Genomic DNA, 25626 nt, shown 5'->3' with positions numbered 1-25626 from the left:
CGTGCCTCCGCGTCGTAAGTTCCCCGCAGCCTCCACCGCTTCACGCGCGCGCTACGCGAAGCGACGGCAGCGGCGGCTCGACCGCGTGGACAACGACCTCACCGCCGAGCAGTGGGCCGAGTTGCTCGAGGCCTGGGAGGGATGCGCCTACTGCCGGGCCGGCGGCCTTCCGCTCCAGCGGGACTGCGTCCAGCCCATCTCGCGCGGCGGCCGCTACACCCTCGAGAACGTCGTCCCCGCCTGTGCGTCGTGCAATGCGAGCAAGCACAACAACGAGGTCACCGGCTGGCTGCGGCGCAAGAAGCTCGACGAGCGCGCATTCCTTCTCCGCCACGCGACGATCCTGGCGGGGTTCCGCTCCGCCGACTGAGCGGCCGGCACGGGCACCGGGCGGTCAGCGCTTCTCGAGCTCCTCGGCGACGAGGAACGCCAGCTCCAGGCTCTGCATGTGATTCAGACGCGGGTCGCACAGCGACTCGTAACGCGTCGCGAGGTCGGCCTCGTCGATGTGCTCTGATCCGCCGAGGCACTCGGTGACGTCGTCACCGGTGAGCTCGACGTGGATGCCGCCGGGGAACGTGCCGACGGCGCGGTGCGCCTCGAAGAAGCCGCGCACCTCGTCGACGACGTCGTCGAAGCGACGCGTCTTGTACCCGGTGGGCGTGGTGATGCCGTTGCCGTGCATGGGGTCGGTGACCCAGAGCGGTGTGGCACCGGCATCCTTCACGGCCTGCAGCAGCGGAGGAAGCGCGTCGCGGATCTTCCCCGCGCCCATGCGCGTGATGAAGGTGAGCCGGCCCGGCTCGCGCTCGGGGTCGAGCTTGTCGATGAGTGCGAGAGCCGTCTCGGGCGAGGTGGTCGGGCCGAGCTTGACGCCGATGGGATTGCGGATCTTGGAGAAGTAGTCGACGTGCGCGCCGTCGAGCTCACGTGTGCGCTCTCCGATCCAGAGGAAGTGCGCCGAGGTGTTGTACGGCGTGTCCGTGCGCGAATCGATGCGGGTCATCGGCCGCTCGTAATCCATGAGCAGGCCTTCGTGCCCCGTGAAGAACTCGACGCGCTTGAGCTCGTCGAAGTCGGCGCCGGCAGCCTCCATGAACTTGATGGCGCGATCGATCTCGCTCGCCATCCGCTCATACCGCTGATTGGCCGGGTTCTGCGCGAATCCCTTGTTCCACGAGTGCACCTCGCGGAGGTCCGCGAAGCCGCCCTGTGTGAAGGCGCGGATCAGGTTCAGCGTGGACGCCGCGGTGTGATAGCCCTGCAGCAGGCGTCCTGGGTCGGCGGTGCGGGAGGTCTCGGTGAAGTCGTAGCCGTTGACGATGTCACCGCGGTAGGCGGGCAGTGTGACGTCACCGCGGGTCTCGGAGTCGCTGGAGCGCGGCTTGGCGAACTGACCGGCCATGCGCCCCATCTTCACGATGGGCATGGACGCACCGTAGGTGAGCACGACGGCCATCTGCAGCACGGTCTTGATCCGGTTGCGGATCTGCTCGGCCGTGGCACCGGCGAAGGTCTCGGCGCAGTCGCCGCCCTGCAGCAGGAACGCCTGACCGGATGCAGCGCGCGCGAGCCGATCACGCAGGTTGTCGACCTCGCCGGCGAACACCAGCGGCGGAAGCCCCGCGATCTGACCGGAGACCTCGGCGACACGATCCGCGTCGGGCCACTGCGGCTGCTGCTTGATCGGGAGTGCGCGCCAGGCGTCGAGTGCGGCGTCATGCGGGTTCGGCATGGTCCTCAGCTTACTGGGGCGCGGACACCCCTCGTCGCCTCAGGAGCGCCGTGTGACGCGGGCGGGAAGCCGGTCCTTCACGGTGGACGCGTACACGTCGTCGTACTGCTGCTCGCCGAGCCGCTGCAACGCGATCATGATCTCGTCCGTGACGGAGCGGAGGATGTACCGATCGTTCTCCATGCCCTCGTAACGGGAGAAGTCCAGCGGCTCGCCGATGACGATCCCGACGCGCACGATGTTCGGCAGTCGCTGGCCGATGGGCATGGCCGTGTCGGTGTCCACCATCACGACGGGGATCACAGGGACCTTCGCCTCGAGCGCCATGCGCGCGATACCGGTGCGGCCGCGATAGAGCTTGCCATCTGGGCTGCGCGTTCCCTCGGGATAGATGCCGAGCAGATCGCCGCGTCCGAGAACCTGCAGGCCGGTGTTGAGCGACGCCTCAGAGGCCTTGCCGCCGGAGCGATCGATCGGGATCTGCCCGGTGGCCTTCATGAAGAAGCGCGTCGACCAGCCCTTGATCCCCCGCCCTGTGAAGTAATCGCTCTTTGCGAGGAACGACATCGGCCGGTCGATCACGAGCGGCAGGAAGATCGAGTCGGCGAACGAGAGATGGTTGCTGGCGAGGATCGCCGCACCCGTCGTCGGCACGTTGCGCCGGCCCACGATCCAGGGGCGGAAGATCGCCTTGACGATGGGGCCGATCGCGACATACTTCATCAGCCAGTAGAACATCGATGTGCAGTCTAGCGCCCGACGAACTCGTGCGACGCAGTCTCAGTTGGCGTGCGACTGGATGCCATGCCTTAGACTCGATCCAAACCCGTGCCCGACCGGTACCGAAGGAGCTGCCGTGGTCCAGTTCGATGTTCCCGCAATCGTCCCCGCCGACCCAGATGCCAACATCGCCGACCTGCTCGTCGAGAGGGTGAAGGCGACCCCACACCTCGCTCTGTTCTCGGTGCCCCAGGGCGACGGCTGGCGCGATATCACCGCCGCCGACTTCCAGACGGCGGTGGTCGCCTTGGCCAAGGGCTTCATCGCAGCCGGTGTCCAGCCGGGCGACAAGGTCGGCTTCATCGCACGCACGACGTACGAGTGGACGCTCGTCGACTTCGCGCTGTTCTACGCCGGAGCCGTCATGGTGCCGGTGTACGAGACCAGCTCCCCTGCCCAGATCCAGTGGATTCTGGAGGACTCGGGCGCGACGGGGCTCATCGTGGAATCTCTGGACCACTTCCAGCGCTTCGACGAGGTGCGCGGCGACCTGCCTCTCGTGCGCGACGTCTGGCAGCTGCACCTCGGCGCCATCGACGCCCTCACCGCGCAAGGCGCATCGATCGAGGATGCCGAGGTCGAACGCCGTCGTCAGATCGCCGTCGGCAGCGACATCGCGACCCTGATCTACACCTCCGGCTCCACCGGCCGCCCGAAGGGATGCGTGCTGACGCACAGCAACTTCGTCGAGTTGTCGCGCAACTCGTACGTGTCGCTGAATTCCGTGCTGTCGATGCCTGGTGCATCCACGGTTCTGTTCATCACCACGGCGCACGTGTTCGCCCGCTTCATCTCGATCCTCAACATCCATGCCGGCGTCCGCACCGGACACCAGCCGGACACGAAGCAGCTGCTGCAGGCGCTCGGATCGTTCAAGCCGACGTTCCTGCTCGCCGTCCCGCGCGTGTTCGAGAAGGTCTACAACTCCGCGGAGCAGAAGGCCGAGGCCGGCGGCAAGGGGAAGATCTTCCACGCGGCAGCCGCCGCCGCGATCGAGCACTCCCGCCTCCTGGAGGAGGGACGCAAGATCCCGTTCGGCCTGAAGATCAAGTTCGCGCTGTTCGACAAGCTCGTCTACTCGAAGCTTCGCACGGCGATGGGCGGCAACATCGCGTACGCGATCTCGGGCTCCGCTCCCCTCGGCGCCCGCCTCGGGCACTTCTTCCACAGCCTCGGCGTCGTGATCCTGGAGGGCTACGGCCTGACCGAGACCACGGCACCGGCGACCGTGAACCAGGGCGACAAGTCCAAGATCGGCACGGTCGGCCCAGCGCTCCCGGGCGTCAGCGTCCGTCTCGCCGACGACGGCGAGATCGAGGTCAAGGGCATCAACGTCTTCAAGGAGTACTGGAACAATCCCGAGGCGACCGCTGCGGCCTTCGACGACGGGTGGTTCCGCACCGGCGACATCGGGTCCTTCGACAGCGACGGTTTCCTCACGATCACCGGGCGCAAGAAGGAGATCATCGTCACCGCCGGCGGGAAGAACGTCGCACCCGCCGCGCTGGAGGATCCGATCCGTGCGAATCCTGTCGTCGGTCAGGTCGTGGTCGTCGGAGACCAGAAGCCGTTCATCTCGGCACTCATCACTCTCGATCCCGAGATGCTGCCCACCTGGCTCGCGAACAACGGTCTCGATGGTTCCATGTCGCTCGCCGAGGCATCCCGCAACGCGGCAGTGCGCGAAGAGGTGCAGCGTGCCGTCGACGTCGCCAACAGCAACGTCTCCCGTGCCGAGTCGATCCGCAAGTTCACGATCCTCGAATCCGAATGGACCGAGGCATCCGGACATCTGACGCCCAAGATGTCGATCAAGCGGAACGTGATCCTGACGGACTTCGCCGACGAGATCTCCGCGATCTACGACGAGCCGGTACAGACCACGAACGTCGCTCTCGGGGGCTGACGCTCCTTCGCTCGTCGCTCAACGAGCGAAGGTCGCGATCAGAACCAGGAACTCTCGCGGACCTCGCGCATCGCGATCTTGCGGGTCTCGGGCGCGAGCCGTGACAGATACACCTTGCCGTCGAGGTGATCGGTCTCGTGCTGCAGCGCCTGAGCGAGCAGCCCTTCGCCCTCCAGGACGACCGGGTTGCCGTCGAGGTCGATGCCCTCGACGCGCGCCCACGGGTGCCGCAGCGCGTCGTGCCAGAGCCCTGGCACCGACAGACAGCCTTCACCGGTGGGAACCGGCTCGCCCCGGACCTCGACGAGCACGGGGTTGAGCACGTAGCCGATGTCGCCGTCGATGTTGTAGCTGAACGCGCGCAGTGCGACGCCGATCTGATTCGCCGCAACGCCGGCACGGCCGGGAAGCTCGACCGTGTCGACCAGATCCGTCACCAGCGATCGGATGCCGTCATCGATGTCCTCGATCCGCGCTGACACCGTGCGCAGCACGGGGTCGCCGAACAGACGGATCTCCCGTACCGCCATCAGGCGGCGCTCGCCCGCAGGCCCTCGACGAGCAATGCGGCCAGCTCTCTGGCCGCCTGTCGCGTCTCGGGCAGCAACGACGTGAAGACGATGGGTCCGCCACCGGCGATCTGCGGGTCGTACGGCATCCGCACGACGTGACGGGCACGCGTGGCGAAGTGCGCTTCCAGCTCGTTCAACCGCACCAGCGGGCTTCCTGGAGTGGACTGGTTGAGCACGATGATCGCGTCCCGCGCCTGAGCGGAGTAGCCGTTCGTCTCGAGCCAGGTCAGCGTCTCGGACGCGAGGCGCGCCTCGTCGACGCTCAGACCGGACACGATCACCAGCTGGTCGGCGAGTTCGAGCGTCGCGCCCATGACGGAATGCACGATGCCCGTGCCGGTGTCGGTGAGCACCAGCGAGTAGTAGTGAGCCGCAACGTCGGCAACATCGCGGTAGTCGGCGTCGCCGAAGGCATCCGCGATGCGCGGGTCCGTGTCGGATGCGAGGACGTCGAGCCGCGTGGTGTCGCGCGCGACGATCGCGGAGATGTCGTGATAGCCGCGTACCTCGTCGTGGATGCGAACGAGGTCGCGCACGGACTTGCTGTGCGAGCCGACGATGCGCTCCGCGAGCGTGCCGCGATCAGGGTTGGCGTCCACCGCGATCACGCGGTCGTCCCTGGCATCGGCGAGGGCCATGCCGAGAAGCGCGGTGATGGTAGTCTTGCCGACCCCGCCCTTGCGCGAGAGGACGGGCACGAAGCGCGCCCCACCGCTCATGGGAGCCGCGATCCTGGTCGACAGCGCCTTGCGCGCCTTGGCCTTCTTGCCGTCGCCGATGTTGATACGACGCCCGGACACGGTGTACAGGAAGTGGCTCCACGCGCCCTCGGGCTCCGGCTTGGTGACCTGGTGCGGATCGAGCAGCCGATCGGCCGTCAGCAGGTCGGCCGACTCGCGCGTGGCCTGTCCGAGCTGGTCGCCGAGCCGCTTCGAGGTCAGTTCGATGTCTGCCCTGGCCGGTGCCGCCGCCGTGCGCGGCGCGAGCGAGGCCTCGGATGACGTCACTCGGGGTTCCTTCTCCGTGCTCACTGTCTCGTCCTCTTCCTCAACGGGATCGGATGCTTCGCCTGCCGCCGCGCGTTCGACCGTGGCCACCCAGGCCGAACTCGAACGCGCGACGGTCGTCGCCGGCGCGTCCGGCGCGATGTGCTCTGGTGCGGAAGTCTGCGGCGCTGCGGACGCAACGGGCTCCGTCGGCTTCGAAAGCGCAGACGCGGCGTCTGCCGCGGCCGCGCGGGCGAGTGGTTTCGGCTTGCTCTTCGTCTTGGTCTGCTTGGGCTGCTTCGCGGGCGTGGCCGGCGCGGCAGGCGCGCTCTCTGCGACCGCCTCCGAAGCCACGACCTCGGACTCCGGCTGCTCGTCCGCTGCCGGGGCGGGCTCGCTCGACGACGCGGAAGGTTCGGGTTCGGGTTCGGGTTCGGGCTCCGATTCCGGTTCCGCCTGCGATTCGGGCTCCACCTGCGGTTCGGCGTCCTGCTCGATGACGAGGTCATCGGCATTCATGGCCGCCTCGGCGTCGTGCACCGCGATCCGGTCGGCGAGTTCGTCCTGGTCGAGCACGACCTCGGCGGTCACCGCGTCCTCGGCGTCCTTGACGGTCGCCTGCGGCAGTTCTTCGGCCGGAAGCTCGATCACGATGTCGAAACCGCCGTCGTTGATGCGACCGATGACGTCGGCCGCCGTCGCCGGCTCGAGTTCGGGCGCCGGGTCGAGGATCAACTCGGAGGCGACCTCGCCATCCACGACGGCGTCGTCGTCGAGGAGGTCGTCGTCGTCGCCCATCGGGATCGTCAGATTCACCTGGGCGGTGCCGCCGAGGATGCCGATGCCGGCCGTATCCAGGGATGCGGCGTCGTCCAGCACCCCGAGCGAATCATCGTCATCGGGTCGATCGGTGTTCTTCGCGGTCATGTCTCACTCCCAGTCGTGCAGCATGCACGCCCGGTCAAGGTTACTGGGCGGGGCGGATGACGACCAAAAGGTCACCGGCGTCCACCTGCGCCGTCTCGGCGATCGCGAGCCGATCCACCACGCCGTCGACGGGCGCCGTGATCGCGGCTTCCATCTTCATCGCCTCGATCGATGCGACAGGCTCGCCGGCTCTGACCGACGCGCCGACCTCGGTCTTCAGCGTCACGACGCCCGAGAACGGAGCCGCCACCTGACCGGGCTTGGAGGTATCGGCCTTCTCGACCTCGTGGACTTCGACGGTGATCGCGCGATCGCGCACGAAGACAGGGCGCAGCTGGCCGTTCAGCGTGGTCATGACGGTTCTCATGCCGCGCTCGTCGGCGTCGCCGATCGCCTCGAGTCCGACGTACAGCTGCACTCCGCGATCGATCTCGACGAGGTGCTCCTGCCCCTGAACGAGCCCGAACAGATAGTCGCTGGTGTCGAGCACCGAGAGGTCGCCGAACAGATCTCGCTTCTGCGCGAACTCGCGCGTCGGCGCAGGGAACAGCAGCCGGTTCAGACGGGCACGGCGCTGCGTGCTGGACCCGGCGAGCTCCTGTTCGTCCTCCGTCGTGATCTCGGCGAGGGCCGGACGCACTGTGCGCCCCGCGAGCACCTTGGTGCGGAACGGCTCCGGCCAGCCGCCGGGCAGGTCGCCGAGCTCACCGGCCATGAAGCCGACCACCGAGTCCGGGACGTCGTACTTCTCCGGGTTGGCCTCGAAGTCCGCCGGATCCGCCTTGACGGCTGCGAGGTGCAGAGCCAGATCGCCGACGACCTTCGAGGAAGGCGTGACCTTCGGGACACGCCCGAGGATGCGGTCGGCGGCGGCGTACATGTCCTCGATGAGTTCGAAGTCGTCGGCGAGGCCGAGGGCCTTGGCCTGCTGGCGCAGGTTCGAGAGCTGACCGCCGGGGATCTCGTGGTGGTACACGCGTCCCGTCGGCCCCGGAAGACCGGACTCGAACGGCGCATACGTCCTGCGCACCGCTTCCCAATAGGGCTCGAGATCGCTGACACCGCCGAGATCGATGCCGCTGTCGCGCTCGGTGTGCGCGAGTGCGGCCACGAGCGATGAGAGCGACGGCTGGCTGGTCGTGCCCGACAGCGGTGCGGATGCCGCATCCACGGCATCCACGCCGGCCGCGCTGGCGGCGAGGAGCGTCGCGAGCTGACCACCGGGAGTGTCGTGCGTGTGCAGGTGCACGGGCAGGTCGAAGCGCTCGCGCAGCGCCGAGACGAGGGTCGCGGCAGCGGCGGGCCGCAGGAGTCCGGCCATGTCCTTGATGGCGAGGATGTGCGCACCGGAATCGACGATCTGCTCGGCCAGGCGCAGGTAGTAGTCCAGCGTGTAGAGATCCTCGGCAGGGTTCAGCAGGTCCCCCGTATAGCAGAGGGCGACCTCGGCCACCGCTGTGCCGGTCGCCCGGACCGCGTCGATCGCAGGGCGCATCTGAGAGACGTCGTTGAGCGCATCGAAGATGCGGAAGATGTCGACGCCGCTGGTCGACGCCTCCTGCACGAAGGCATCCGTCACGGCCGTCGGGTACGGGGTGTATCCGACCGTGTTGCGACCTCTCAGCAGCATCTGGATCGCGACGTTCGGCAAGGCGGTGCGCAGCTTGTCCAGGCGCTCCCAGGGGTCCTCTCCGAGGAACCGCAGCGCGACGTCGTATGTCGCCCCGCCCCAAGCCTCGACGGAGAGCAGATCCGGTGTGAGCCGGGCCAGGTACGGCGCCGCGGCGACGAGGTCGCGGGTGCGCACGCGCGTCGCGAGCAGCGACTGGTGCGCGTCACGGAAGGTCGTGTCGGTGATCGCCAGCGCATTCTGCTGACGCAGCGCGGTGGCGAACGCATCCGGTCCGAGCTCCTGCAGGCGCTGGCGCGAACCCGGAGCCGGCGTCGTGGACAGGTCCAGGATCGGCAGCTTCGTACGGGGGTCTGCCGTTCCGGGGTGCGCGCCGTGGGGCTTGTTGACCGTGACGTCCACGAGCCAGTTGAGGATCTTGGTGCCGCGGTCCTTCGAGACCCGGCCCTTCAGCAGTTCGGGGCGCTCATCGATGAAGGAGGTGCTGACGTCGCCGGCGATGAACGCCTCGTCCTCCAGCAGCGCCTGCAGGAACGGGATGTTCGTCGAGACTCCGCGGATGCGGAACTCCGCCAGTGCACGGCGCGCACGGGCGACGGCCGCCGGGAAGTCGCGTCCGCGGCAGGTCAGCTTGGACAGCATGGAATCGAAGTGCGGACTGATCTGCGCGCCCTGGTGCACCGTGCCGCCGTCGAGGCGGATGCCGGCACCACCGGGCGAGCGGTACGTGGTGATCTTGCCTGTGTCCGGCCGGAAGCCCTGCGTCGGGTCCTCGGTCGTGATGCGGCACTGCAGTGCCGCGCCGCGCAGATGGATGCGGCCCTGGACCAGGCCGAGCTCTGCCAGTGTCTGCCCGGCGGCGATCCGCATCTGGGTCTGCACGAGGTCGACGTCTGTGACCTCTTCCGTCACGGTGTGCTCGACCTGGATGCGCGGGTTCATCTCGATGAAGACGACATCGCCGGCGCGCTCGCCCGCGGTCTCGAGGAGGAACTCGACAGTGCCGGCGTTCTCGTAGCCGATCGAGCGGGCGAAAGCGGTCGCGTAGGCGTGCAGGTCTCGGCGAATGCTGTCGTCCAGGTTCGGCGCCGGAGCGATCTCGACGACCTTCTGGTGCCGGCGCTGCACCGAGCAGTCCCGCTCGAACAGGTGAACGGTCTCGCCCGTCTTGTCGGCGAGGATCTGGACCTCGATGTGCCGGGGACGCACGACGGCCTGCTCCAGGAACATCCGCGCGTCGCCGAAGGCGCTGGCCGCCTCGCGCATGGCCTCTGCCAGGGCCGGTGCCAGTTCGGCCGCGCGCTCGACGCGGCGCATGCCGCGTCCGCCGCCGCCCGCGACGGCCTTGGCGAAGAGCGGGAATCCGATGTCATCCGCCTGCGCGAGGAGCGTGTCGACGTCATCGGATGCCTCGGTGGAGCGCAGCACCGGTACGCCGGCCTCGAGGGCATGGCGCTTCGCCTCGACCTTGTTGCCCGCCATCTCGAGCACGCCAGCGGGCGGCCCGATGAAGACGATGCCGTTCGCGGCCGCCTTCTCCGCCAGCTCCGGGTTCTCGGAGAGGAACCCGTAGCCGGGGTAGATCGCATCTGCGCCCGATTCGAGCGCGACGCGGATGATCTCGTCCACGTCCAGATAGGCGCGGACGGGATGCCCTCGTTCGCCGATCACGTACGCTTCATCGGCCTTCAGCCGATGCATGGATCCGCGGTCTTCATGCGGGAAGACGGCGACCGTCCTCGCCCCGACCTCGAAGGCCGCACGGAAGGCACGGATCGCGATCTCGCCGCGATTGGCCACAAGGATCTTCTGGAACATGCACACCTCTGGTTGCTCGATGCGTGCGCGGATCCGCACGCAAGGGCGGGGCTGAGTGTCTCCCCAGACTAGGGCAAGGTAACGTGGAGTCCGTGCACGTACTCAGCGTCAGCTCTCTCAAGGGAGGCGTCGGCAAGACGACCGTGACCCTCGGCTTGGCCTCAGCGGCCTTCGCCCGTGGCGTCCGGACCCTCGTCGTCGACCTCGACCCGCAGTCCGATGTCTCCACGGGGATGGACATCCAGGTCGCCGGGCGGCTCAACGTCGCCGATGTCCTGGCGAACCCCAAGGAGAAGATCGTCCGTCAGGCGATCACCTCCAGCGGGTGGGCGAAGGTGCACCCCGGCACGATCGACGTGCTCATCGGAAGCCCGTCCGCCATCAACTTCGACGGTCCTCACCCCAGCGTCCGGGACGTGTGGAAGATGGAAGAGGCCCTCGCCTCGGTCGAAGCCGATTACGACCTCGTCCTGATCGACTGCGCGCCGTCGTTGAACGCCCTCACACGCACGGCCTGGGCCGCGAGCGACCGCGTGATGGTCGTCACCGAACCCGGACTGTTCTCCGTGGCCGCCGCCGACCGCGCCCTCCGCGCGATCGAGGAGATCCGGCGCGGTCTCTCCCCTCGCCTGCAGCCGCTGGGCATCGTCGTGAACCGCGTGCGGCCCCAGTCGATCGAGCACCAGTTCCGGATCAAGGAGCTGCGCGACATGTTCGGTCCGCTCGTCCTCTCGCCGCAGCTGCCGGAACGGACGTCGCTCCAGCAGGCGCAGGGTGCTGCGAAGCCGCTGCACATCTGGCCTGGGGACTCCGCTCAGGAACTCGCCGCCGACTTCGACCTGTTGCTGGACCGCATCATCCGCACCGGTCGCATCGCCCTCTCGGAGACGGGCCCGAAGGCCTGACGCCGAGACCTCCTACAATTGCGAAACCCCGTCGTATCAACGCAGATACGACGGGGTTTCGCAGTTCACGAGAGGTCTCGCGGCGAGAAGTCCGTGCTACGCGGAGCGCTTCGCGCGGCGGGTCGCCAATTCGTCGACGGGATCGGGTGCGGTCGGGTCGAACTCGACCAGCGTGGACTCGACCTCGCGCAGGACCTTGCCCACGGCGATGCCGAAGACGCCCTGTCCGCGGCTGACCAAGTCGATGACTTCGTCGTTCGACGTGCACAGGTACACCGACGCGCCGTCGCTCATCAGCGTCGTACCGGCCAGATCGCGGATGCCGGCTGCGCGCAGCTGATCGACGGCGGTGCGGATCTGCTGCAGCGAGATGCCGGTGTCCAGGAGACGCTTCACGAGCTTGAGCACCAGGATGTCGCGGAAACCGTACAGCCGCTGCGAACCTGAGCCGCTGGCACCGCGCACGGTCGGTACGACGAGTTCGGTGCGGGCCCAGTAGTCCAGCTGGCGGTATGTGATTCCGGCGGCGCGAGCGGCGACCGCGCCGCGGTAGCCCACCTCGTCATCCATCGCCGGGAGACCGTCCGTGAAGAGGAGTTCGCTCACGAACCGCGGGTCGCCTGTCAGCTCATCCGCATTCATTTGAAATCCTCCCTGGAGCGCTTACCTCCACGCTAGAGCAGTGCCCCGTGCCCGGCAATGACATCCCGGCCGAGCCGAAGGTGTGTCGCAACCAGTTCGTTACGAAAGGAAACGACTGAGCGCGTCCTTCATGAAAAGCGCGCGCACTTCATCGATCTGCGAGGCCAGTTCCGGCCCCAATTCGTTCGCCTTGCCCCGGGATGTCGCATCCGTCCGACGCAGCAGCGCCGACATCGCCGACTCGATCAGCGCGACGTCGCGTTCGGCGCTCTGACGCACCGAGCGCAGGTGCCGCGGCTCGATGCCGTGCCGGTCCAGAGCCACCAAGCCGCGCAGCAGCGTGACGACGTGCTCCGAATACGACTCACTGGCGGCGATGATCCCGGTGCTGATCGCATCGTTGAGCAGCTGCGGGGCCGCACCGGCCGCGGACAGCAGTTCATCACGGCGGTAACGGCGTGCCGCCGGCGCGATCGACGGCGGCGGCGTCAGCGCGCCGGACAGGTCGCCGTTGGCCTCTGCCTCGTCGAGCTGCTCGCGGATCACGTTGAGCGGCAGGTAGTGGTCGCGCTGCAGCGTCAGAGCAAGCCTGAGCCGCTCGACGTCACCCGTGGAGAACTTGCGGTAGCCGGAGTCCGTTCGCGCGGGCGTCACGATGCCGCGCACTTCGAGGAAGCGCAGCTTGCTGGCCGACACATCGGGGAACTCGGGGGTGAGTCTCGCCAGCACCTGACCGATGCTCAGAAGACCCGGAGACGCAGTGCGTTCCCGGGTGGAGCCGGCAGGGGGCATCAGTCGTTCGCCGCCGCGAGGTCGACGGGCGATGCGAAGAAGTTCAGCCGGAACTTGCCGACGCGCACCTCGTAGCCGTTGGCGAGGACAGCGCGGTCAGCCCGCTCGCCGTTCACGTAGGTGCCGTTGAGGGAACGCTGATCGATGATCTCGAACGTCGTGCCGTTGCGCGTGATCTCGGCGTGCCGACGGGAGACCGTGACGTCGTCGAAGAAGATGTCCGCCTCTGGGTGGCGGCCGACCGTCGTGACGTCGGTGTCGAGCAGGTAGCGGGCGCCGGCCAATGCGCCGGAGCGCACCAACAGCAGCGCGGACCCCGACGGCAGCGCGGAGATGGCCGTCTGCTCGGCCTCGCTCAGCTCCACGCCGAACGGCACGAAGGACAGGTCGGAGTCATGTCCGAATGTCTGCGTCACATCATGCTTCTGCTCCCCATCACGATGGATCGCGGCATTTCCGATGTGTCGGCTCTCGCTGTCTGTCACGGTGCCCTCCCTAGACGTCCCAGCCTAACTGATCGAATGGCCGCGGCGGGAGGGCGAATCCGCTCTCGGGCCGTGCCGAGCTGTCGCCCATAGGCTGGAGGCGTGCGCGCCCATGCTCTGAGACTCCCGTTCCTGCCCATCGCGATCGCCACGGCTCTGCTCGCATCGCTGCTCGTGCTGCTGCCGACGACTCCTGCATCTGCGCACGACGACCTGGTGTCGTCGGATCCTGCGGCCGGGTCGACGGTGCAGACGCTGCCCGAGGAGATGACGTTGACGTTCAGCGCGGCGCTCATCCCGTCCGATGGCGGGACCGCGGTGGTCGTGACGGATGCCGACGGCAACGACGTCGCGGACGGCACCCCCGAGATCGACGGCGCGGTGCTGATCCAGCCGCTGAAACCGGATGCCGCGACGGCCGGCGAGTACACGGTGATCTGGCAGGTCGTCTCGAGCGACGGCCACCCCACGGATGGAGAGTTCGCCTTCACCGTGACCGAGGCCGCACCGCCCGCGACCGCGGAGCCGACCGAATCGAGCGAGCCGACCCCCTCGGCATCCGAACCGGTGGCACCCACTGCGGACGCGACACCCGACGCCACCGCGACGCAGGGGCCTGACGCGACCGATTCCTCACCGGCATCCGCCTGGATCTGGGCGCTGTCGATCCTCGGCATCCTCGTCATCGTCGCCGCCATGGTCTGGTTCTGGCTCCGCGGAAGGCGGACCCCGCCCGACGCCGATTCCGACGCACCCGCAGAGGGATAGGCTGGAGCCATGCCACATTACGATGTCGTCATCCTCGGCGCGGGCCCTGGCGGATACGTCGCCGCCGTCCGCAGCGCTCAACTCGGCCTGTCCACTGCGATCATCGAGGAGAAGTACTGGGGCGGTGTGTGCCTGAACGTGGGCTGCATCCCCTCCAAGTCGCTCCTGAAGAACGCGGAGATCGCCCACACGTTCACCCACAAGGCCGAGTTCTTCGGCATCTCGGGCGACGTGCACTTCGACTTCGGCGCGGCATTCGACCGCAGCCGCAAGGTGGCGGACACCCACGTCAAGGGCATCCACTTCCTGATGAAGAAGAACAAGGTGACCGAGTACGACGGTCGAGGCACCTTCACGGGCCCGAAGGCGATCTCGGTCGCGAAGTCCGACGGCACGACCGAAGAGGTCACGTTCGACAACGTCATCATCGCCACGGGATCGACCGTTCGACTGCTCCCCGGCGTGCAGCTCAGCGAGAACGTCGTCACGTACGAGGAGCAGATCCTCTCGCGCGAGCTGCCCGAGTCGATCGTCATCGTCGGCGCCGGCGCCATCGGCATGGAGTTCGCCTACGTGCTGTCGAACTACGGCGTCAAGGTCACCATCGTCGAGTTCCTCGACCGGGCCCTGCCCAACGAGGACGTCGAGGTCTCCAAGGAGATCACCAAGCAGTACAAGAAGTACGGCATCGACATCCTCACCTCCACCAAGGTCGAGACGATCGTCGACAACGGCTCCTCGGTCACAGTGACCTACACGGGTCAGGACGGCCAGCAGACCTCGATCGAGACCGGCAAGGTCCTCATGTCGGTCGGCTTCGCGGCGAACGTGAACGGCTACGGCCTGGAGAACACGGGTGTCGCGCTGACCGAGCGCGGCGCGATCGACATCGACGACCACATGCGCACCAATGTCGAGGGCATCTACGCGATCGGCGACGTCACCGCCAAGCTCCAGCTCGCGCACGTCGCAGAGGCTCAGGGCGTCGTCGCGGCCGAGACCATCGCTGGCGCAGAGACCCAGACGCTGGGCGACTACCGGATGATGCCGCGTGCGACGTTCTGCCAGCCGCAGGTCGCCAGCTTCGGACTCACCGAGGAGCAGGCGCGCGCCGAGGGTCGCGAGATCAAGGTCGCGAAGTTCCCGTTCAGCGCGAACGGCAAGGCGAACGGACTCGGCGAGCCGATCGGCTTCGTCAAGCTGATCGCGGATGCCGAGCACCTCGAGCTCCTCGGCGGTCATCTGATCGGCCCCGACGTCTCGGAGCTGCTCCCCGAGCTGACGCTCGCGCAGAAGTGGGATCTGACCGCCCTCGAGGCGGCACGCAACGTGCACACGCACCCGACGCTGTCGGAGGCGCTGCAGGAGGCGTTCCACGGCCTCTCGGGGCACATGATCAACCTCTGATCGTACTTCTCACCACGGCCCGGCCCGCCCTTGCGGCGGCCGGGCCGTCGTCGTTCACAGCCCGCTCATCGTCATCGTGCCGAGCAGCCGTCGCCCTGTGCCGCCGCGGGCGAGGATACGGACGGCCGCATCGCGCGCCGACCGCGCGGCCGCCGGCGTGGGCGCGCCCATCGCCATGTTGAACCGCGCGCGCCGCTGAGCGACCGCGGCGGCCCGCAGCGACACCCGCTCGTACGCACTGAACGCGGCATCCCGATCGGATCGCTCCGTCAGCGCGGCGGCCAGCCGACAGGCGGCGATCCAGGCGAGGTTCATGCCCTGTCCCCCGATCGGGCTGATCTCGTGCGCGGCGTCGCCGAGCAGGACGATCGGTCCGTGCACGAGTCTGGCGGCCCGGTGCTGCCCGGCACGGAACCGCTGCGGTTCGGCATCCCCCGGGTCACCGATGTCGAGACCGGTGCGCGCGAGCACCGTCTGTGCGAAGGACGTGCTCGTGTGCGGTGCACGCGCCCGCTCACGGACAACCCAGCGCCGCCCTCGCCCGGGGAGAGGGAAGGATTCGACCACACCGTCCGGCTCGAGGTGCAGCCGAGCCCGGTCGTCCGGTGGCGCGGCGACGACGTCCAGCATCGTGTAGTCCGCGGAGCCGGGGATCCGATGCCACGGCACGCACAGCCTGTCCCGGATGCCGCTGTGCACGCCGTCCGCCACGACCACCGCCCGTGCCGAGATCTCGCCCTCACGACCGTCCCTGACCACGAGCACCCTCGCCGTGGCTCCCGCAGGGACCACATCGCGCACCCGCATCCCGGTGCGCACGGCATCCGGAGCCAGCTCTGCGAGCCGCTCTCCCAGCAGCGCATGCGTGCGCGCCTGCGGAAGGGTGAGGACCTCGTGTCCGGGCTCGAAGTCGAGTTCGGCGAGCATCCGACCACGAGAGGTCACCGTTCCCCCGGAGAGCACGCGGGCTTCCGCACGGAACGCGTCATCGATCCCCGCGATCCGCAGCGCGGCGAGCCCTGGCGGATGGATTCCGATCGCACGGGATCGGTCGTCGCGACCCGCTCCCTTCTCGAGCACGATCACGCTCACGCTGTTCTGCGCGAGCAGGCACGCCAGCAGGAGCCCTGATGGCCCGGCCCCGATGATCGCGACATCGCAGTCAGCCACGCTCGCCCCTCCGGATCAGCAGTGCGCGGCACGGCGTCGCCGACTCCGCCGACCACCCCGGCGGCACGAGCTCGGCGAGCTCTGCGACGGTGTACGAGCGGCGGATGCTGGTCAGCCCGTCCGCACGGATGAACGACCCCGAGAGCAGGGTCGACTGGAACGGTCGTGTCAGCGCGTCGAACAGGGTGTACGCGCGCGGGCTGCGGGCGATATCCACATGCACCGCGACCCCGGCCGGATCCAACAGCGCCTCGGTCTCGCGCAGCAGCTCAGGCACGCTGTCGAGATGATGCAGCAGATGGTTCGACACCACGACGTCGAAGCGCTCTCCGGCGGCCACGAGCTCGCCCGTCGTGCCGGTGCGGTACTCGACCTCGGCCGGACCGCCCTGCCGCTCGGCCCACGCCGTCGCACGAGGATCGGCGTCGAGCGCCGTGACGACGACCCTCGACGCGTCCCGTCGCGCCCACCGTGCGAGCCGGCGCGTGACGTCGCCGCCCCCGGAGCCGATGTCCAGGATCCGCACATCGCCGGCCAGCACCCTCGGCCTGATCCGCCGCCGGTAGATGCGGCGCCAGCCGCCGACCACGGGGTTGACCAGGCGGAATCGCTCGTACGTGCGCTCCAACGCCACCCGATCGGCGTCGGCGGCATCCATGAGCTCGCGCGCCGCGGTGTCGCGCCGGCTCAGGTCAGGCACCGTCCCCCGCCCCGCCGAGCACGGTCATGACGCCGCCTTCCATCGTCAGCCCAGGGCCGAACGCCATCGCGATGAGACGCTCCCCCGTCTTCGACGCGCCGTCGAGCAGGATGCGGCGGATGACGAACAGGACGGTCGCGCTGGACATGTTGCCGCACGTGCGCAGCACCTCTCGTGCAGCATCCAGCTGCGCATCCGCGAGTCCGACCTTGTGCTGCACGCGGTCGAGGATGTCCCGGCCGCCGGGGTGCACCGCCCAGTGGGTGACCGTGCCGGCCAGGTCGTCGCAGTCGCGCGCGTAGGTCAGCTCCTCATCGGCCGCGCACAGCGCCCCGAGCGCGTCGTCGATGTTCGCCTCGATCACCTTCGGCACGGCCGTGGACAGGATCATCTCGAAGCCGTGATCGCCGATCGTCCACGCCATGTGCTCGACGGAGTCCGGTGCGATTGCCGTCGCGAACGAATCCAGCTCGGCACCGGGGACGCCAGGAGCCGGCGGTCGCCCCGTCACGAGCACGCCGGCTGCGCCGTCAGCGAAGAGCGAGGATGCGATGATCGTGTCCGGATCGCTGGAGGATCGCAGGTGCAGCGTGCACAGTTCGGCGCTGACCACGAGGACGACGGCCTCGGCATCCGCGTGGCAGAACTGCGCCGCAGCGCGCAGCGCCGGAATCGACGCGTAGCAGCCCATGAATCCGAAGTGGTACCGCTCGACGCCTGGGCGCAGCCCCAGCTCGGTGACGATCGCGAAATCGGGACCCGGCGCGTGGAACCCCGTGCAGGACACCGTGATGACGTGCGTGACCTCCTCAGGGGCGATGTCGTCCGAAGCCGCCAGCGCCTGCCGAGCCGCCTCGACGAACATCGGCGTCGCGGTGCGGACGTACAGCTCGTTGCGCACCGAGGTCCCCGGGGAGAGGAGCAGATTCGACGCGCGGTCGTAGAAGGTCGCGTCACCCGCGAACTCGGTGCCCAGCTCGGTGATCGCGGTGTAGCGGGTGTCGATCCCCGAGCCGCCGAAGGAGGCATTCACGATGCGGACGGCCCTGCGGTCGATGTCCGGCTGGGAGGCGAAGACCTCGCGCACTTCATCCTGATGCAGCGGAGTCGGCGGGAGAACGGTCTGCGGCACTCGGAGGTAGGCGCTCATGACCACACGCTGGCACGTCGGCCCGCTGAGCACCAGGGGCTTGTCAGCGTCCTCCTGCGCGACTATCAGGTTCGGATCAGAATCCGAGTGCGCGCGCGAGCTTGGATCCGGATGCCGCGTGCCGGCCGCCCGCGGCGAAGATCGTCCGTTCCGCCGCCGCGAACAGTCGCTCGCGTTCGGCGGGGTCGACCGGAGCGGCCGGACCCAGTTCGAACTCCCACTCGCGCCACCGACGCTCGGTGCCCTGGCGGAGATCCGTCGCGCGGACGCGGTCGTCGACGAACTCCGCCACGACACCGTCCTGTCCCATGAGCAGGTAGGCGGTGCGGTCGTTCTCGATCCGGGCGAGCGGCGTCAGAGGTTCGGTCGTCCAGCGGGCGAGCGTTTCGGCCACGGCATCCGGCACTTCGAGGTCGTCGCCGAGCGGCCAGCCGATCTCCAGGCGTCCATCGCCGTCACGCGGGCCCTTGATGTGCCAGCCGGCATCCGGTCCGCCCGTACGGCGGCGCAGAGCGACACCGGAGCGGGAGAGCACGACGTCCGCCGTGTCGAGGTAGCGGGCGTCGAGAACGCGCAGCTCACCGGGAGTGACCGCGTCGACACCGGGTATTCCCTCCCACTGCGGCAGGGGCGTGTCGGTGTCGACGTCGTACTTGCGCTCGACTTCGATGGTGCGCGACGGCTCGGAGCCGTTCGTGGCCTCAGCCATCCGACCGGGCCTCAGTCATCCGATGGGGTGAGGTCCTCGAGCGACTCCTCGAACCAGTAGTCGACCTCGGTCGGTCCGTCGCTGTCGCCGGTGTTCTGCGGCTCGCCGCGGCGATTGTAGACCACCTGGGTCTCGGCGTAGGGGACGATCAGCTTGTCATCGGCGTCCGCGTCGAGCGGAAGGAGCTGCCCGTCCAGCGGGCCGCCGTGGAGTCGTGCGAGTGCCATGACTTCACCCTAGACCTCCGCGTCACCCCACGGCGATGCCCACGACCGCTCCGACGATCATCCACGGGCCGAACGCGATGCGCGTGCTCCGGTGCGCTCGCCGCAGCGCCATCAGTCCGAGCGCGTAGACCGCTCCGAGGACGAAGGCCGCTGCCGCACCGACGATCAGCGCCTGCCAGCCGTGCCATGCCAGGACGAGGCCGATCACGGCCGCCAGTTTCACATCGCCGCCGCCGACCCCGCCACCGGCGAGGTTCAGCACGGCGTAGAAGCCGCCAAGGATCACCAGCCCTGCCAGCGCTCGGACGAGGGCTGATGCGTCACCGGCGGCGAGCGCCTCGATGCCGACCAGCGCGAGGAGACAGGCGCCGACGGGCAGGACGATCCGGTTCGGCAGACGGTGGGTCCGCGCGTCGATGATGATCAGCCGGAGGCCGATGCCGATCAGCACGGCATGCACGACGATGACGATCGCGGCGTGGAGGACCTCTGGCATCCCCGAAGGCTAGGCGATCTGCGCTCGGTGCGTGATCGGTCTGTGGATAACCAGCGACGAAGCGATGTCCGATGTCCGAATTAGTCTCGGAGCATCACTTGATTTATTAGTAGATATCTTCGAGGATGGATCCATGGGCACCGCACTCTCCGCCCCGTCCGCTCTCCCCCGTGAGAGCACCGCCTCCCGCGCGCAGGAACTGCATCGGCTGCGCAGCGAGATCTCCCGTATGCAGCGTCGTCGCAGCGATGTTCCGCTCCTCCCGATCGATCAGGCGCTGGAAGGTCTGCTTCCCGATGACGGGCTGCGCACCGGCGCCGCATACTCCCTCATGCCGTCGCCGAGTCTGCTGGGCGCACTGCTGGCCGCACCGTCGCAGAAGGGCTCGTGGTGCGCCGTCATCGGCATGCCGACCCTCGGCATCGAGGCGATGGCCGGCTTCGGCGTCGACCTGTCGCGCCTCATCCTCGTGCCGGACCCCGGCCCCCGCTGGCTCACCGTCGCCTCCGCTCTGTCCGAAGTCGTCCCGCTCATCGCCGTGCATCCGCGCAGTCGGGCGTCGGATGCCGACATCCAGCGCATGAACGCACGGCTGCGCGATCGCGCCTGCACGCTCCTGGTCACGGCCCGCTGGCCCCAGAGCGAGGCGACGCTGCGTGTCGAAGAGACCGAGTGGCACGGACTCGGCGAAGGCTGGGGGCTGCTCGCGGATCGCACGGTCACGATCAGCTGCTCGTCCCGCCGGCTGGAGACGCCGCGGCGCATCCGGGTGCGCCTGCCTGGTTCCCTGGGGCGGGTGGATGCCGCGCCGGCCCCGCTGCGTCCGGTCGCACCGCTGCGCCGCACGGCGGACGAGCGTCCCGTTCTTCCGGATCAGTGGGCGGTGGCCGGATGATGCCCCCTCGCCATCTCGTGCTGTGGCTGCCGGATTGGCCGGTACGCGCAGCTGTCGGCGCCCCGCCGCCGTACGGCCCCGTGGCCGTCGTGCAGGCGAATACGATCATCGCCTGCTCCGACGAGGCCAGGGCGCAGGGGGTGCGCCGCGGACAGCGCCGACGACTGGCGCAGTCCTGCTCCCCCGCGCTGCGACTGCTGAACGTCGATCCGCTCCGCGACGAGACCGCATTCCTCCCCGTTCTGCGGCTGCTCGAGGATCAGGTGCCCGGCGTCCAGCCGCTGCGCCCAGGGCTCGCCGCGCTCCGCGCCCGCGGCCCCTCCCGGTATTACGGCGGCGAAGCCGAAGCGGCGAGCGTGCTCATCGAGATGCTCGCGGAACACGGGTACCCGGGCACCAGGGCAGGCGTCGCCGACGGCCTGTTCACCGCCGAGCAGGCGGCGCGCCTCGGCGACCCGGCACTGGTCGTGCCGCCGGGAGGCGCCGGCGATTTCCTCGCCCCGCTGCCCGTCCAGGTCCTCGGCGACGAGGAGATCACCGCTCTGCTCGATCGGCTCGGCGTCAGGCGGCTCGCCGATTTCGCCCGGCTCGGCGAGAACATGATCCGAGACCGCTTCGGCGAGCGCGGTGCACGCCTGCACGCGCTGGCCGCCGGCGCCGACTCCCGCCCGCTGCCGTCCGGGTCCCCTCCCCCCGAACTCTCCCGCGAAGTGTCGTTCGAGACGCCGCTCGGTCAGGCCGATCAGGTGGCCTTCGCCGTCCGGCAGACCGCTGACGCCGTCTTCGCCGGGTTGGCCGAGGCGTCGCTGGTCTGCACCGAGGTCCGCATCGAGTTCACCGACGACGACGGCGCGGTCTCCACCAGGGTGTGGATGCATCCGACGTCCTTCGAAGCCGCAGACCTCGTCGACCGGGTCCGCTGGCAGCTCGAGACGCTGAGCCCCACCGACTCGGACGCCTCGGATCGGGTGCCAGCCGGCATCGTGACCGTGCGGATCGTCCCCACCCGCACGGACGACAGCCGACACCATCAACCAGGACTCTTCGGACAGGGGCCGGAGGAGCGTCTGCATCACGCGGTATCGCGCGTACAGGCGCTGCTTGGTCACCGAGGGGTGGTCACCCCCGTGATCATCGGCGGGCGCCGTTTGGCCGATCGCCAGCAGCTGCAGCCCTGGGGCGATCGCGCTCCGATCGAGCGCGATCCTGCGATGCCCTGGCCGGGCAGCCTGCCCGCGCCGCACCCTGCCGAGGTCTTCGCACCCCCACGGCCGATCGCGGTGACGGCGGCCGACCGGTCCGTCCCCACCGTCGACGCCAGGGGCGTGCTCTCCGCCGCACCCGCCTTCATCGCAGATGCCGCTGTGCTCTCCTGGGCCGGCCCCTGGCCTCTGCGCGAGCACGGCTGGGATCCGGATGCCGCACAGAGCGCCCATCGGTTCCAGATCGTCGATGCCGCCCAGCGTGCGTGGCTCGTGCTGTGGGAGGACAAGAGCTGGTGGGCTGAAGGGAGGTACGCCTGATGGGCTGGCAGAACCATCCGGGTATGAGCTGGCGCGAGCTCGAAGAGACGCTGAGCGCCCGTGAACCGGCCGACGGCGTCCCCACCCGGCCCGATCCCGGCCCAATCAGCAGGAAGAGACAGGCCGAGCCGCCGGCATCCGTCATCCGTCCGAAGGACGCCGTTCCCTATGCCGAGCTGCACGCGCACTCCACGTTCTCGTTCCTGGACGGCGCTTCCTCCCCCGAAGATCTGCTCATCGAGGCCGAACGTCTCGGGCTCACGGCCCTGGCGATCACCGATCACGACGGCTTCTACGGTGCCGCCCGCTTCGCCGAGGCTGCGGATGTCGGCAAGTTCGACGTGCAGACCGTTTTCGGTGCCGAACTGTCGCTGAACCTCACCGCTGCGCGGAAGGGCTCCCCCGACCCTCCTGGGGAGCATCTGCTGGTCCTGGCCGGCGGCATCGAGGGCTACCACCGGCTGTCCGGCGCGATCACCCGGGCCCAGCTGCGCGGCGGCGAGAAGGGGCGCCCGCAGTACGACATCGACGAGCTCGCAGCGCTCGCGGACGGTCATTGGACGATCCTCACCGGCTGCCGCAAGGGCGCCGTGCGCAGGGGACTCGCGGCAGGCGATGCCGCGGCTCCTCTGCGCCGCCTCGTCGAGCTGTTCGGCCGGGATCGGGTGGCCGTCGAGCTCATCGATCATGGCGACCCGCTGGATTCGCGTCGCAACGACGCACTGGCCGATCTCGCCCGCACCGAGCGGCTGCCCGTGGTGGCGACGAACAATGTGCACTATGCGGCCCCGGAGCGCGTCGGCATGGCAGAAGCGGTCGCCGCGGTGCGCGCCACCCGCGGCATGGACGAACTGGACGGGTGGCTTCCCGTGCACGGCTCGGCGCATCTGCGCAGCGGAGCCGAGATGACCGAGCGGTTCCGTCGCTTCCCCGGTGCGATCGGCCACGGGCTCACCATCGCCCGCGACAGCGCCTTTGAGCTGCGCCGCGCACGCCCCGCCCTGCCGCGCATGAAGGTCCCGGACGGGGAGACCCCGATGAGCCATCTGCGCGCACTGGTCTGGGAGGCGGCCCCTCGGATCTATCCCCGTCTGGACGACGATGGCCGTCGCCGCATCGAGCGGGAGCTGAACGTGATCGAGGAGAAGGACTTCCCCGGGTACTTCCTCATCGTGCACGGCATCGTGGCTGAAGCACGCCGCCGCGGCATCCTCTGCCAGGGTCGAGGGTCTGCAGCGGCGAGCGCGGTCTGCTATCTGCTCGGGATCACCGCCGTGGACCCGATCCTGTACCGGCTGCCCTTCGAGCGCTTCCTCGCCACCACCCGCGAAGAGGAGCCGGACATCGACGTCGATTTCGACTCCGACCGGCGCGAGGAGATCATCCAGTGGGTGTACGAGCAGTACGGGCGCGAACGAGCAGCGCAGGTGGCGAACGTCATCCAGTACCGCCCCAAGAACGCCGTCCGGGACATGGCGAGAGCGCTCGGGCATTCCCCCGGCCAGCAGGATGCCTGGTCCAAGCAGGTGGAGAGCTGGGGTGCCGACCTGCAACCGGCGGAAGGCCATGACATCCCCGCGCAGGTGCTGGCGTACGCCGGGGATCTGCTCAAGGCGCCACGGCACCTCGGCATCCACTCCGGCGGTATGGTGCTGACCGCACGCCCGGTCGGCGAGGTGGTCCCCGTCGAGCACGCCAGGATGGCGAACCGCACGGTCATCCAGTGGGACAAGGACGACGCGGCCTGGATGGGCCTGGTGAAGTTCGACCTGCTGGGGCTCGGGATGCTGGCCGCGCTGCAGCACTGCTTCGATCTCATCGCGGAGGCCACCGGAGAGCGCTGGACGCTGCAGTCCCTCCCGAAGGAGGAACCCGCGGTGTACGACATGCTGTGCCGGGCCGACTCGATCGGGGTGTTCCAGGTCGAATCCCGGGCGCAGATGGGGCTGCTCCCCCGATTGCAGCCGCGGGAGTTCTACGACCTCGTCATCCAGATCGCCCTCATCCGCCCCGGCCCCATCCAGGGCGGGGCCGTGCACCCGTTCGTACGCCGCAAGCTCGGGCAGGAGGACGTCGCCTATGCGCACCCGGTGCTGGAGCCGATCCTGGAGCGCACACTGGGCATCCCCGTGTTCCAGGAGCAGCTCATCCAGATGGCAACGGCGCTCGGCGACTGCGACGCCGACGAGGCCGACCTGCTGCGCCGTGCGATGGGATCCAAGCGAGGGCTGGAGAAGATCGAGCGCATCAGCGAGAAGCTGTACGCCGGCATGGCGCGGCACGGACTCGACGAAGCCACCTCGAACCGGATCTACGCGCAGATCCAGGCGTTCTCGAACTTCGGATTCGCCGAGTCGCATTCGCTGTCCTTCGCGCTGCTCGTCTACGCCAGCTCCTGGCTGAAGCTGCACTATCCCGCCGCGTTCCTCGCCGGTCTCCTGCGCTCTCAGCCGATGGGCTTCTACTCGGCGGCGACGCTCACCTCGGACGCTCGACGGCATGGCGTCCGCGTGCACCGGCCCGATTTGCATGCCTCGGAAGCGCAGGCTGCGCTCACCCCGCTCGAAGACGGCCGCGGTGCCACCGGACAGGCTTCCTGCCTCCTCGACGGGGACCCGGATGCCGCTGTGCGCTTCGACCGGTCGAAACCGGACGAGTCGGCCGATCATCGACGCGACGGCGCGTACGCCGTCCGCCTCGGGCTCTCGGACGTCCGCGGCATCGGGCTGCCGTTCGCGGAGCGGATCGTCGCCGAGCGGGACGAGAGCGGTCCCTTCCGCGATCTGAACGACCTCGTCCGTCGCACGGATGCCACCGCCGCACAGGTGGAGGCGCTGGCGACAGCCGGTGCCTTCGAGAGCATGGGGATGAATCGTCGGGAGGCGGCCTGGCTCGCCGGTGCGGCAGCCGAGGACAGGGCTCGCTTCCTGCCGGGCACGGTCGTGGCCGTGCAGCCTCCGTTGTTCCCCGATCAGACCGGATACGAACGGCTGTCCGCCGATCTCTGGGCCACGGGCATCGCGACCGACGATCATCCCCTGACGCACTTCAGAGCGCAGCTGGACGAGCGGGGTGTGCTCGCCTCCGCACTCCTGGCCGACCATGAGGTGGGCCGTCGCATCGAGGTCGCGGGCCTCGTGACACACCGGCAACGCCCGGCGACGGCATCCGGCATCACGTTCCTCAACCTCGAGGATGAGCACGGCCTGGTCAACGTGGTCTGCTCACCCGGAGTCTGGAGGCGCTATCAACGGGTCGCCAGAGACTCCCCCGCGCTCATCGTCCGCGGCATCCTGGAGCGCTCGACCGAGGGCGTCGTGAACGTGCTCGCCGACGCGTTCGAGGATCTGCGCACGGGCCTCCAGCACCGCTCGCGCGACTTCCGCTGACGGCTGACGGCTGA

22 protein-coding genes are annotated in these 25626 nt (G+C 68.8%); 8 read left to right on the top strand and 14 right to left on the bottom strand.

The genetic code is table 11. The features are described 5' to 3' along the window. The first annotated feature begins 1 nt into the window (after position 1). The gene (locus AC3ANJ_RS07425; protein WP_488318917.1) at positions 2 to 370 is read left to right on the top strand and encodes an HNH endonuclease; all 369 of its coding nucleotides are present in this window, start codon (positions 2 to 4) and stop codon (positions 368 to 370) included. A gap of 24 nt (positions 371 to 394) precedes the next feature. On the opposite strand, the gene AC3ANJ_RS07420 is transcribed toward AC3ANJ_RS07425, so the two are convergent. Further along, on the bottom strand, positions 395 to 1735 hold the full coding sequence (locus tag AC3ANJ_RS07420; RefSeq protein WP_406245657.1) for a class II 3-deoxy-7-phosphoheptulonate synthase: 1341 nt from the start codon (positions 1733 to 1735) through the stop codon (positions 395 to 397). Between the two features lie 39 nt (positions 1736 to 1774). Further along, complete coding sequence (locus AC3ANJ_RS07415) at positions 1775 to 2473, bottom strand: lysophospholipid acyltransferase family protein (RefSeq protein WP_406245658.1); 699 nt, start codon at positions 2471 to 2473, stop codon at positions 1775 to 1777. Positions 2474 to 2591: 118 nt separating this feature from the next. On the opposite strand from AC3ANJ_RS07415, the gene AC3ANJ_RS07410 reads away from it, so the two are divergent. Beyond that, positions 2592 to 4421, top strand: coding sequence for an AMP-dependent synthetase/ligase (locus AC3ANJ_RS07410; protein WP_488318916.1), 1830 nt, complete (start codon positions 2592 to 2594; stop codon positions 4419 to 4421). Positions 4422 to 4459: 38 nt separating this feature from the next. Here AC3ANJ_RS07410 and AC3ANJ_RS07405 read toward each other — a convergent pair whose 3' ends face one another. Genes AC3ANJ_RS07405 through AC3ANJ_RS07395 form a run of 3 tightly spaced genes read right to left on the bottom strand, consistent with a single transcriptional unit; the run spans position 4460 to position 10354 of the window. Continuing rightward, positions 4460 to 4951, bottom strand: a complete 492-nt coding sequence (locus tag AC3ANJ_RS07405; protein WP_488318915.1) for a peptide deformylase — start codon at positions 4949 to 4951, stop codon at positions 4460 to 4462. Then, positions 4951 to 6906 (bottom strand): MinD/ParA family ATP-binding protein, encoded by a 1956-nt coding sequence (locus AC3ANJ_RS07400; protein WP_488318914.1) that lies wholly within the window; start codon positions 6904 to 6906, stop codon positions 4951 to 4953. The genes AC3ANJ_RS07405 and AC3ANJ_RS07400 overlap by 1 nt, the downstream gene beginning before the upstream one ends. Positions 6907 to 6946: 40 nt before the next feature. Next, the gene (locus AC3ANJ_RS07395; RefSeq protein WP_488318913.1) at positions 6947 to 10354 is read right to left on the bottom strand and encodes a pyruvate carboxylase; all 3408 of its coding nucleotides are present in this window, start codon (positions 10352 to 10354) and stop codon (positions 6947 to 6949) included. A gap of 92 nt (positions 10355 to 10446) precedes the next feature. On the opposite strand from AC3ANJ_RS07395, the gene AC3ANJ_RS07390 reads away from it, so the two are divergent. Next, positions 10447 to 11259 (top strand): ParA family protein, encoded by an 813-nt coding sequence (locus AC3ANJ_RS07390; RefSeq protein WP_406245663.1) that lies wholly within the window; start codon positions 10447 to 10449, stop codon positions 11257 to 11259. Positions 11260 to 11355: 96 nt separating this feature from the next. On the opposite strand, the gene AC3ANJ_RS07385 is transcribed toward AC3ANJ_RS07390, so the two are convergent. From AC3ANJ_RS07385 to AC3ANJ_RS07375, 3 genes are all read right to left on the bottom strand, one after another. Continuing rightward, on the bottom strand, positions 11356 to 11901 hold the full coding sequence (locus AC3ANJ_RS07385) for a MerR family transcriptional regulator (protein WP_406245664.1): 546 nt from the start codon (positions 11899 to 11901) through the stop codon (positions 11356 to 11358). Positions 11902 to 12000: 99 nt separating this feature from the next. Further along, positions 12001 to 12693, bottom strand: coding sequence for a transcriptional regulator FtsR (gene ftsR, locus AC3ANJ_RS07380; protein WP_488318912.1), 693 nt, complete (start codon positions 12691 to 12693; stop codon positions 12001 to 12003). Next, positions 12693 to 13154, bottom strand: a complete 462-nt coding sequence (locus AC3ANJ_RS07375) for an FHA domain-containing protein (RefSeq protein ID WP_488319243.1) — start codon at positions 13152 to 13154, stop codon at positions 12693 to 12695. The genes ftsR and AC3ANJ_RS07375 overlap by 1 nt, the downstream gene beginning before the upstream one ends. A gap of 126 nt (positions 13155 to 13280) precedes the next feature. Here AC3ANJ_RS07375 and AC3ANJ_RS07370 point away from each other — a divergent pair, with 126 nt between their 5' ends. Next, complete coding sequence (locus AC3ANJ_RS07370) at positions 13281 to 13946, top strand: copper resistance CopC family protein (protein WP_488318911.1); 666 nt, start codon at positions 13281 to 13283, stop codon at positions 13944 to 13946. A 9-nt stretch (positions 13947 to 13955) separates the two neighbouring features. After that, the gene (gene lpdA, locus AC3ANJ_RS07365) at positions 13956 to 15353 is read left to right on the top strand and encodes a dihydrolipoyl dehydrogenase (RefSeq protein ID WP_488318910.1); all 1398 of its coding nucleotides are present in this window, start codon (positions 13956 to 13958) and stop codon (positions 15351 to 15353) included. A 54-nt stretch (positions 15354 to 15407) separates the two neighbouring features. On the opposite strand, the gene AC3ANJ_RS07360 is transcribed toward lpdA, so the two are convergent. The 6 genes from AC3ANJ_RS07360 to AC3ANJ_RS07335 all read right to left on the bottom strand — a co-directional run bounded on the left by AC3ANJ_RS07360 (position 15408) and on the right by AC3ANJ_RS07335 (position 19805). Further along, positions 15408 to 16523 (bottom strand): FAD-dependent oxidoreductase, encoded by a 1116-nt coding sequence (locus AC3ANJ_RS07360; RefSeq protein ID WP_488318909.1) that lies wholly within the window; start codon positions 16521 to 16523, stop codon positions 15408 to 15410. After that, complete coding sequence (locus AC3ANJ_RS07355) at positions 16516 to 17223, bottom strand: methyltransferase domain-containing protein (protein ID WP_488318908.1); 708 nt, start codon at positions 17221 to 17223, stop codon at positions 16516 to 16518. Before AC3ANJ_RS07355 ends, AC3ANJ_RS07360 begins: the two co-directional genes overlap by 8 nt. Further along, positions 17216 to 18373, bottom strand: a complete 1158-nt coding sequence (locus tag AC3ANJ_RS07350; protein WP_488318907.1) for a type III polyketide synthase — start codon at positions 18371 to 18373, stop codon at positions 17216 to 17218. The genes AC3ANJ_RS07355 and AC3ANJ_RS07350 overlap by 8 nt, the downstream gene beginning before the upstream one ends. 76 nt (positions 18374 to 18449) lie before the next feature. After that, positions 18450 to 19082: a CYTH domain-containing protein gene (locus AC3ANJ_RS07345; RefSeq protein ID WP_488318906.1), complete on the bottom strand. Its 633-nt coding sequence runs from the start codon at positions 19080 to 19082 to the stop codon at positions 18450 to 18452. A gap of 11 nt (positions 19083 to 19093) precedes the next feature. After that, positions 19094 to 19309: a response regulator gene (locus AC3ANJ_RS07340; protein ID WP_488318905.1), complete on the bottom strand. Its 216-nt coding sequence runs from the start codon at positions 19307 to 19309 to the stop codon at positions 19094 to 19096. Positions 19310 to 19331: 22 nt separating this feature from the next. Then, positions 19332 to 19805, bottom strand: a complete 474-nt coding sequence (locus AC3ANJ_RS07335; RefSeq protein ID WP_488318904.1) for a prepilin peptidase — start codon at positions 19803 to 19805, stop codon at positions 19332 to 19334. A 133-nt stretch (positions 19806 to 19938) separates the two neighbouring features. Between AC3ANJ_RS07335 and AC3ANJ_RS07330 the strand changes: the two genes are divergently transcribed. Genes AC3ANJ_RS07330 through AC3ANJ_RS07320 form a run of 3 tightly spaced genes read left to right on the top strand, consistent with a single transcriptional unit; the run spans position 19939 to position 25612 of the window. After that, entirely contained in the window at positions 19939 to 20700 is a 762-nt protein-coding gene (locus AC3ANJ_RS07330) for a hypothetical protein (protein WP_488318903.1), read from the top strand. After that, positions 20697 to 22223 (top strand): DNA polymerase Y family protein, encoded by a 1527-nt coding sequence (locus AC3ANJ_RS07325; RefSeq protein ID WP_488318902.1) that lies wholly within the window; start codon positions 20697 to 20699, stop codon positions 22221 to 22223. The genes AC3ANJ_RS07330 and AC3ANJ_RS07325 overlap by 4 nt, the downstream gene beginning before the upstream one ends. Next, entirely contained in the window at positions 22223 to 25612 is a 3390-nt protein-coding gene (locus AC3ANJ_RS07320; RefSeq protein WP_488318901.1) for an error-prone DNA polymerase, read from the top strand. Before AC3ANJ_RS07325 ends, AC3ANJ_RS07320 begins: the two co-directional genes overlap by 1 nt. Positions 25613 to 25626: the final 14 nt, after the last annotated feature.

It is taken from the genome of Microbacterium sp. STRO-1N, assembly GCF_057748015.1.
This window is presented reverse-complemented; position numbering and strand designations above follow the sequence as displayed.

What these genes read in the sequence shown, in the direction of transcription:
- AC3ANJ_RS07420 (WP_406245657.1), bottom strand. Translation starts at nt 1,735, where the DNA reads ATGCCGAACCCGCATGACGCCGCACTCGACGCCTGGCGCGCACTCCCG.
- AC3ANJ_RS07415 (WP_406245658.1), bottom strand. Translation starts at nt 2,473, where the DNA reads ATGTTCTACTGGCTGATGAAGTATGTCGCGATCGGCCCCATCGTCAAG.
- AC3ANJ_RS07405 (WP_488318915.1), bottom strand. Translation starts at nt 4,951, where the DNA reads ATGGCGGTACGGGAGATCCGTCTGTTCGGCGACCCCGTGCTGCGCACG.
- AC3ANJ_RS07400 (WP_488318914.1), bottom strand. Translation starts at nt 6,906, where the DNA reads ATGACCGCGAAGAACACCGATCGACCCGATGACGATGATTCGCTCGGG.
- AC3ANJ_RS07395 (WP_488318913.1), bottom strand. Translation starts at nt 10,354, where the DNA reads ATGTTCCAGAAGATCCTTGTGGCCAATCGCGGCGAGATCGCGATCCGT.
- AC3ANJ_RS07385 (WP_406245664.1), bottom strand. Translation starts at nt 11,901, where the DNA reads ATGAATGCGGATGAGCTGACAGGCGACCCGCGGTTCGTGAGCGAACTC.
- ftsR (WP_488318912.1), bottom strand. Translation starts at nt 12,693, where the DNA reads ATGCCCCCTGCCGGCTCCACCCGGGAACGCACTGCGTCTCCGGGTCTT.
- lpdA (WP_488318910.1), top strand. Translation starts at nt 13,956, where the DNA reads ATGCCACATTACGATGTCGTCATCCTCGGCGCGGGCCCTGGCGGATAC.
- AC3ANJ_RS07350 (WP_488318907.1), bottom strand. Translation starts at nt 18,373, where the DNA reads ATGAGCGCCTACCTCCGAGTGCCGCAGACCGTTCTCCCGCCGACTCCG.
- AC3ANJ_RS07345 (WP_488318906.1), bottom strand. Translation starts at nt 19,082, where the DNA reads ATGGCTGAGGCCACGAACGGCTCCGAGCCGTCGCGCACCATCGAAGTC.
- AC3ANJ_RS07340 (WP_488318905.1), bottom strand. Translation starts at nt 19,309, where the DNA reads ATGGCACTCGCACGACTCCACGGCGGCCCGCTGGACGGGCAGCTCCTT.
- AC3ANJ_RS07335 (WP_488318904.1), bottom strand. Translation starts at nt 19,805, where the DNA reads ATGCCAGAGGTCCTCCACGCCGCGATCGTCATCGTCGTGCATGCCGTG.
- AC3ANJ_RS07330 (WP_488318903.1), top strand. Translation starts at nt 19,939, where the DNA reads ATGGGCACCGCACTCTCCGCCCCGTCCGCTCTCCCCCGTGAGAGCACC.
- AC3ANJ_RS07325 (WP_488318902.1), top strand. Translation starts at nt 20,697, where the DNA reads ATGATGCCCCCTCGCCATCTCGTGCTGTGGCTGCCGGATTGGCCGGTA.
- AC3ANJ_RS07320 (WP_488318901.1), top strand. Translation starts at nt 22,223, where the DNA reads ATGGGCTGGCAGAACCATCCGGGTATGAGCTGGCGCGAGCTCGAAGAG.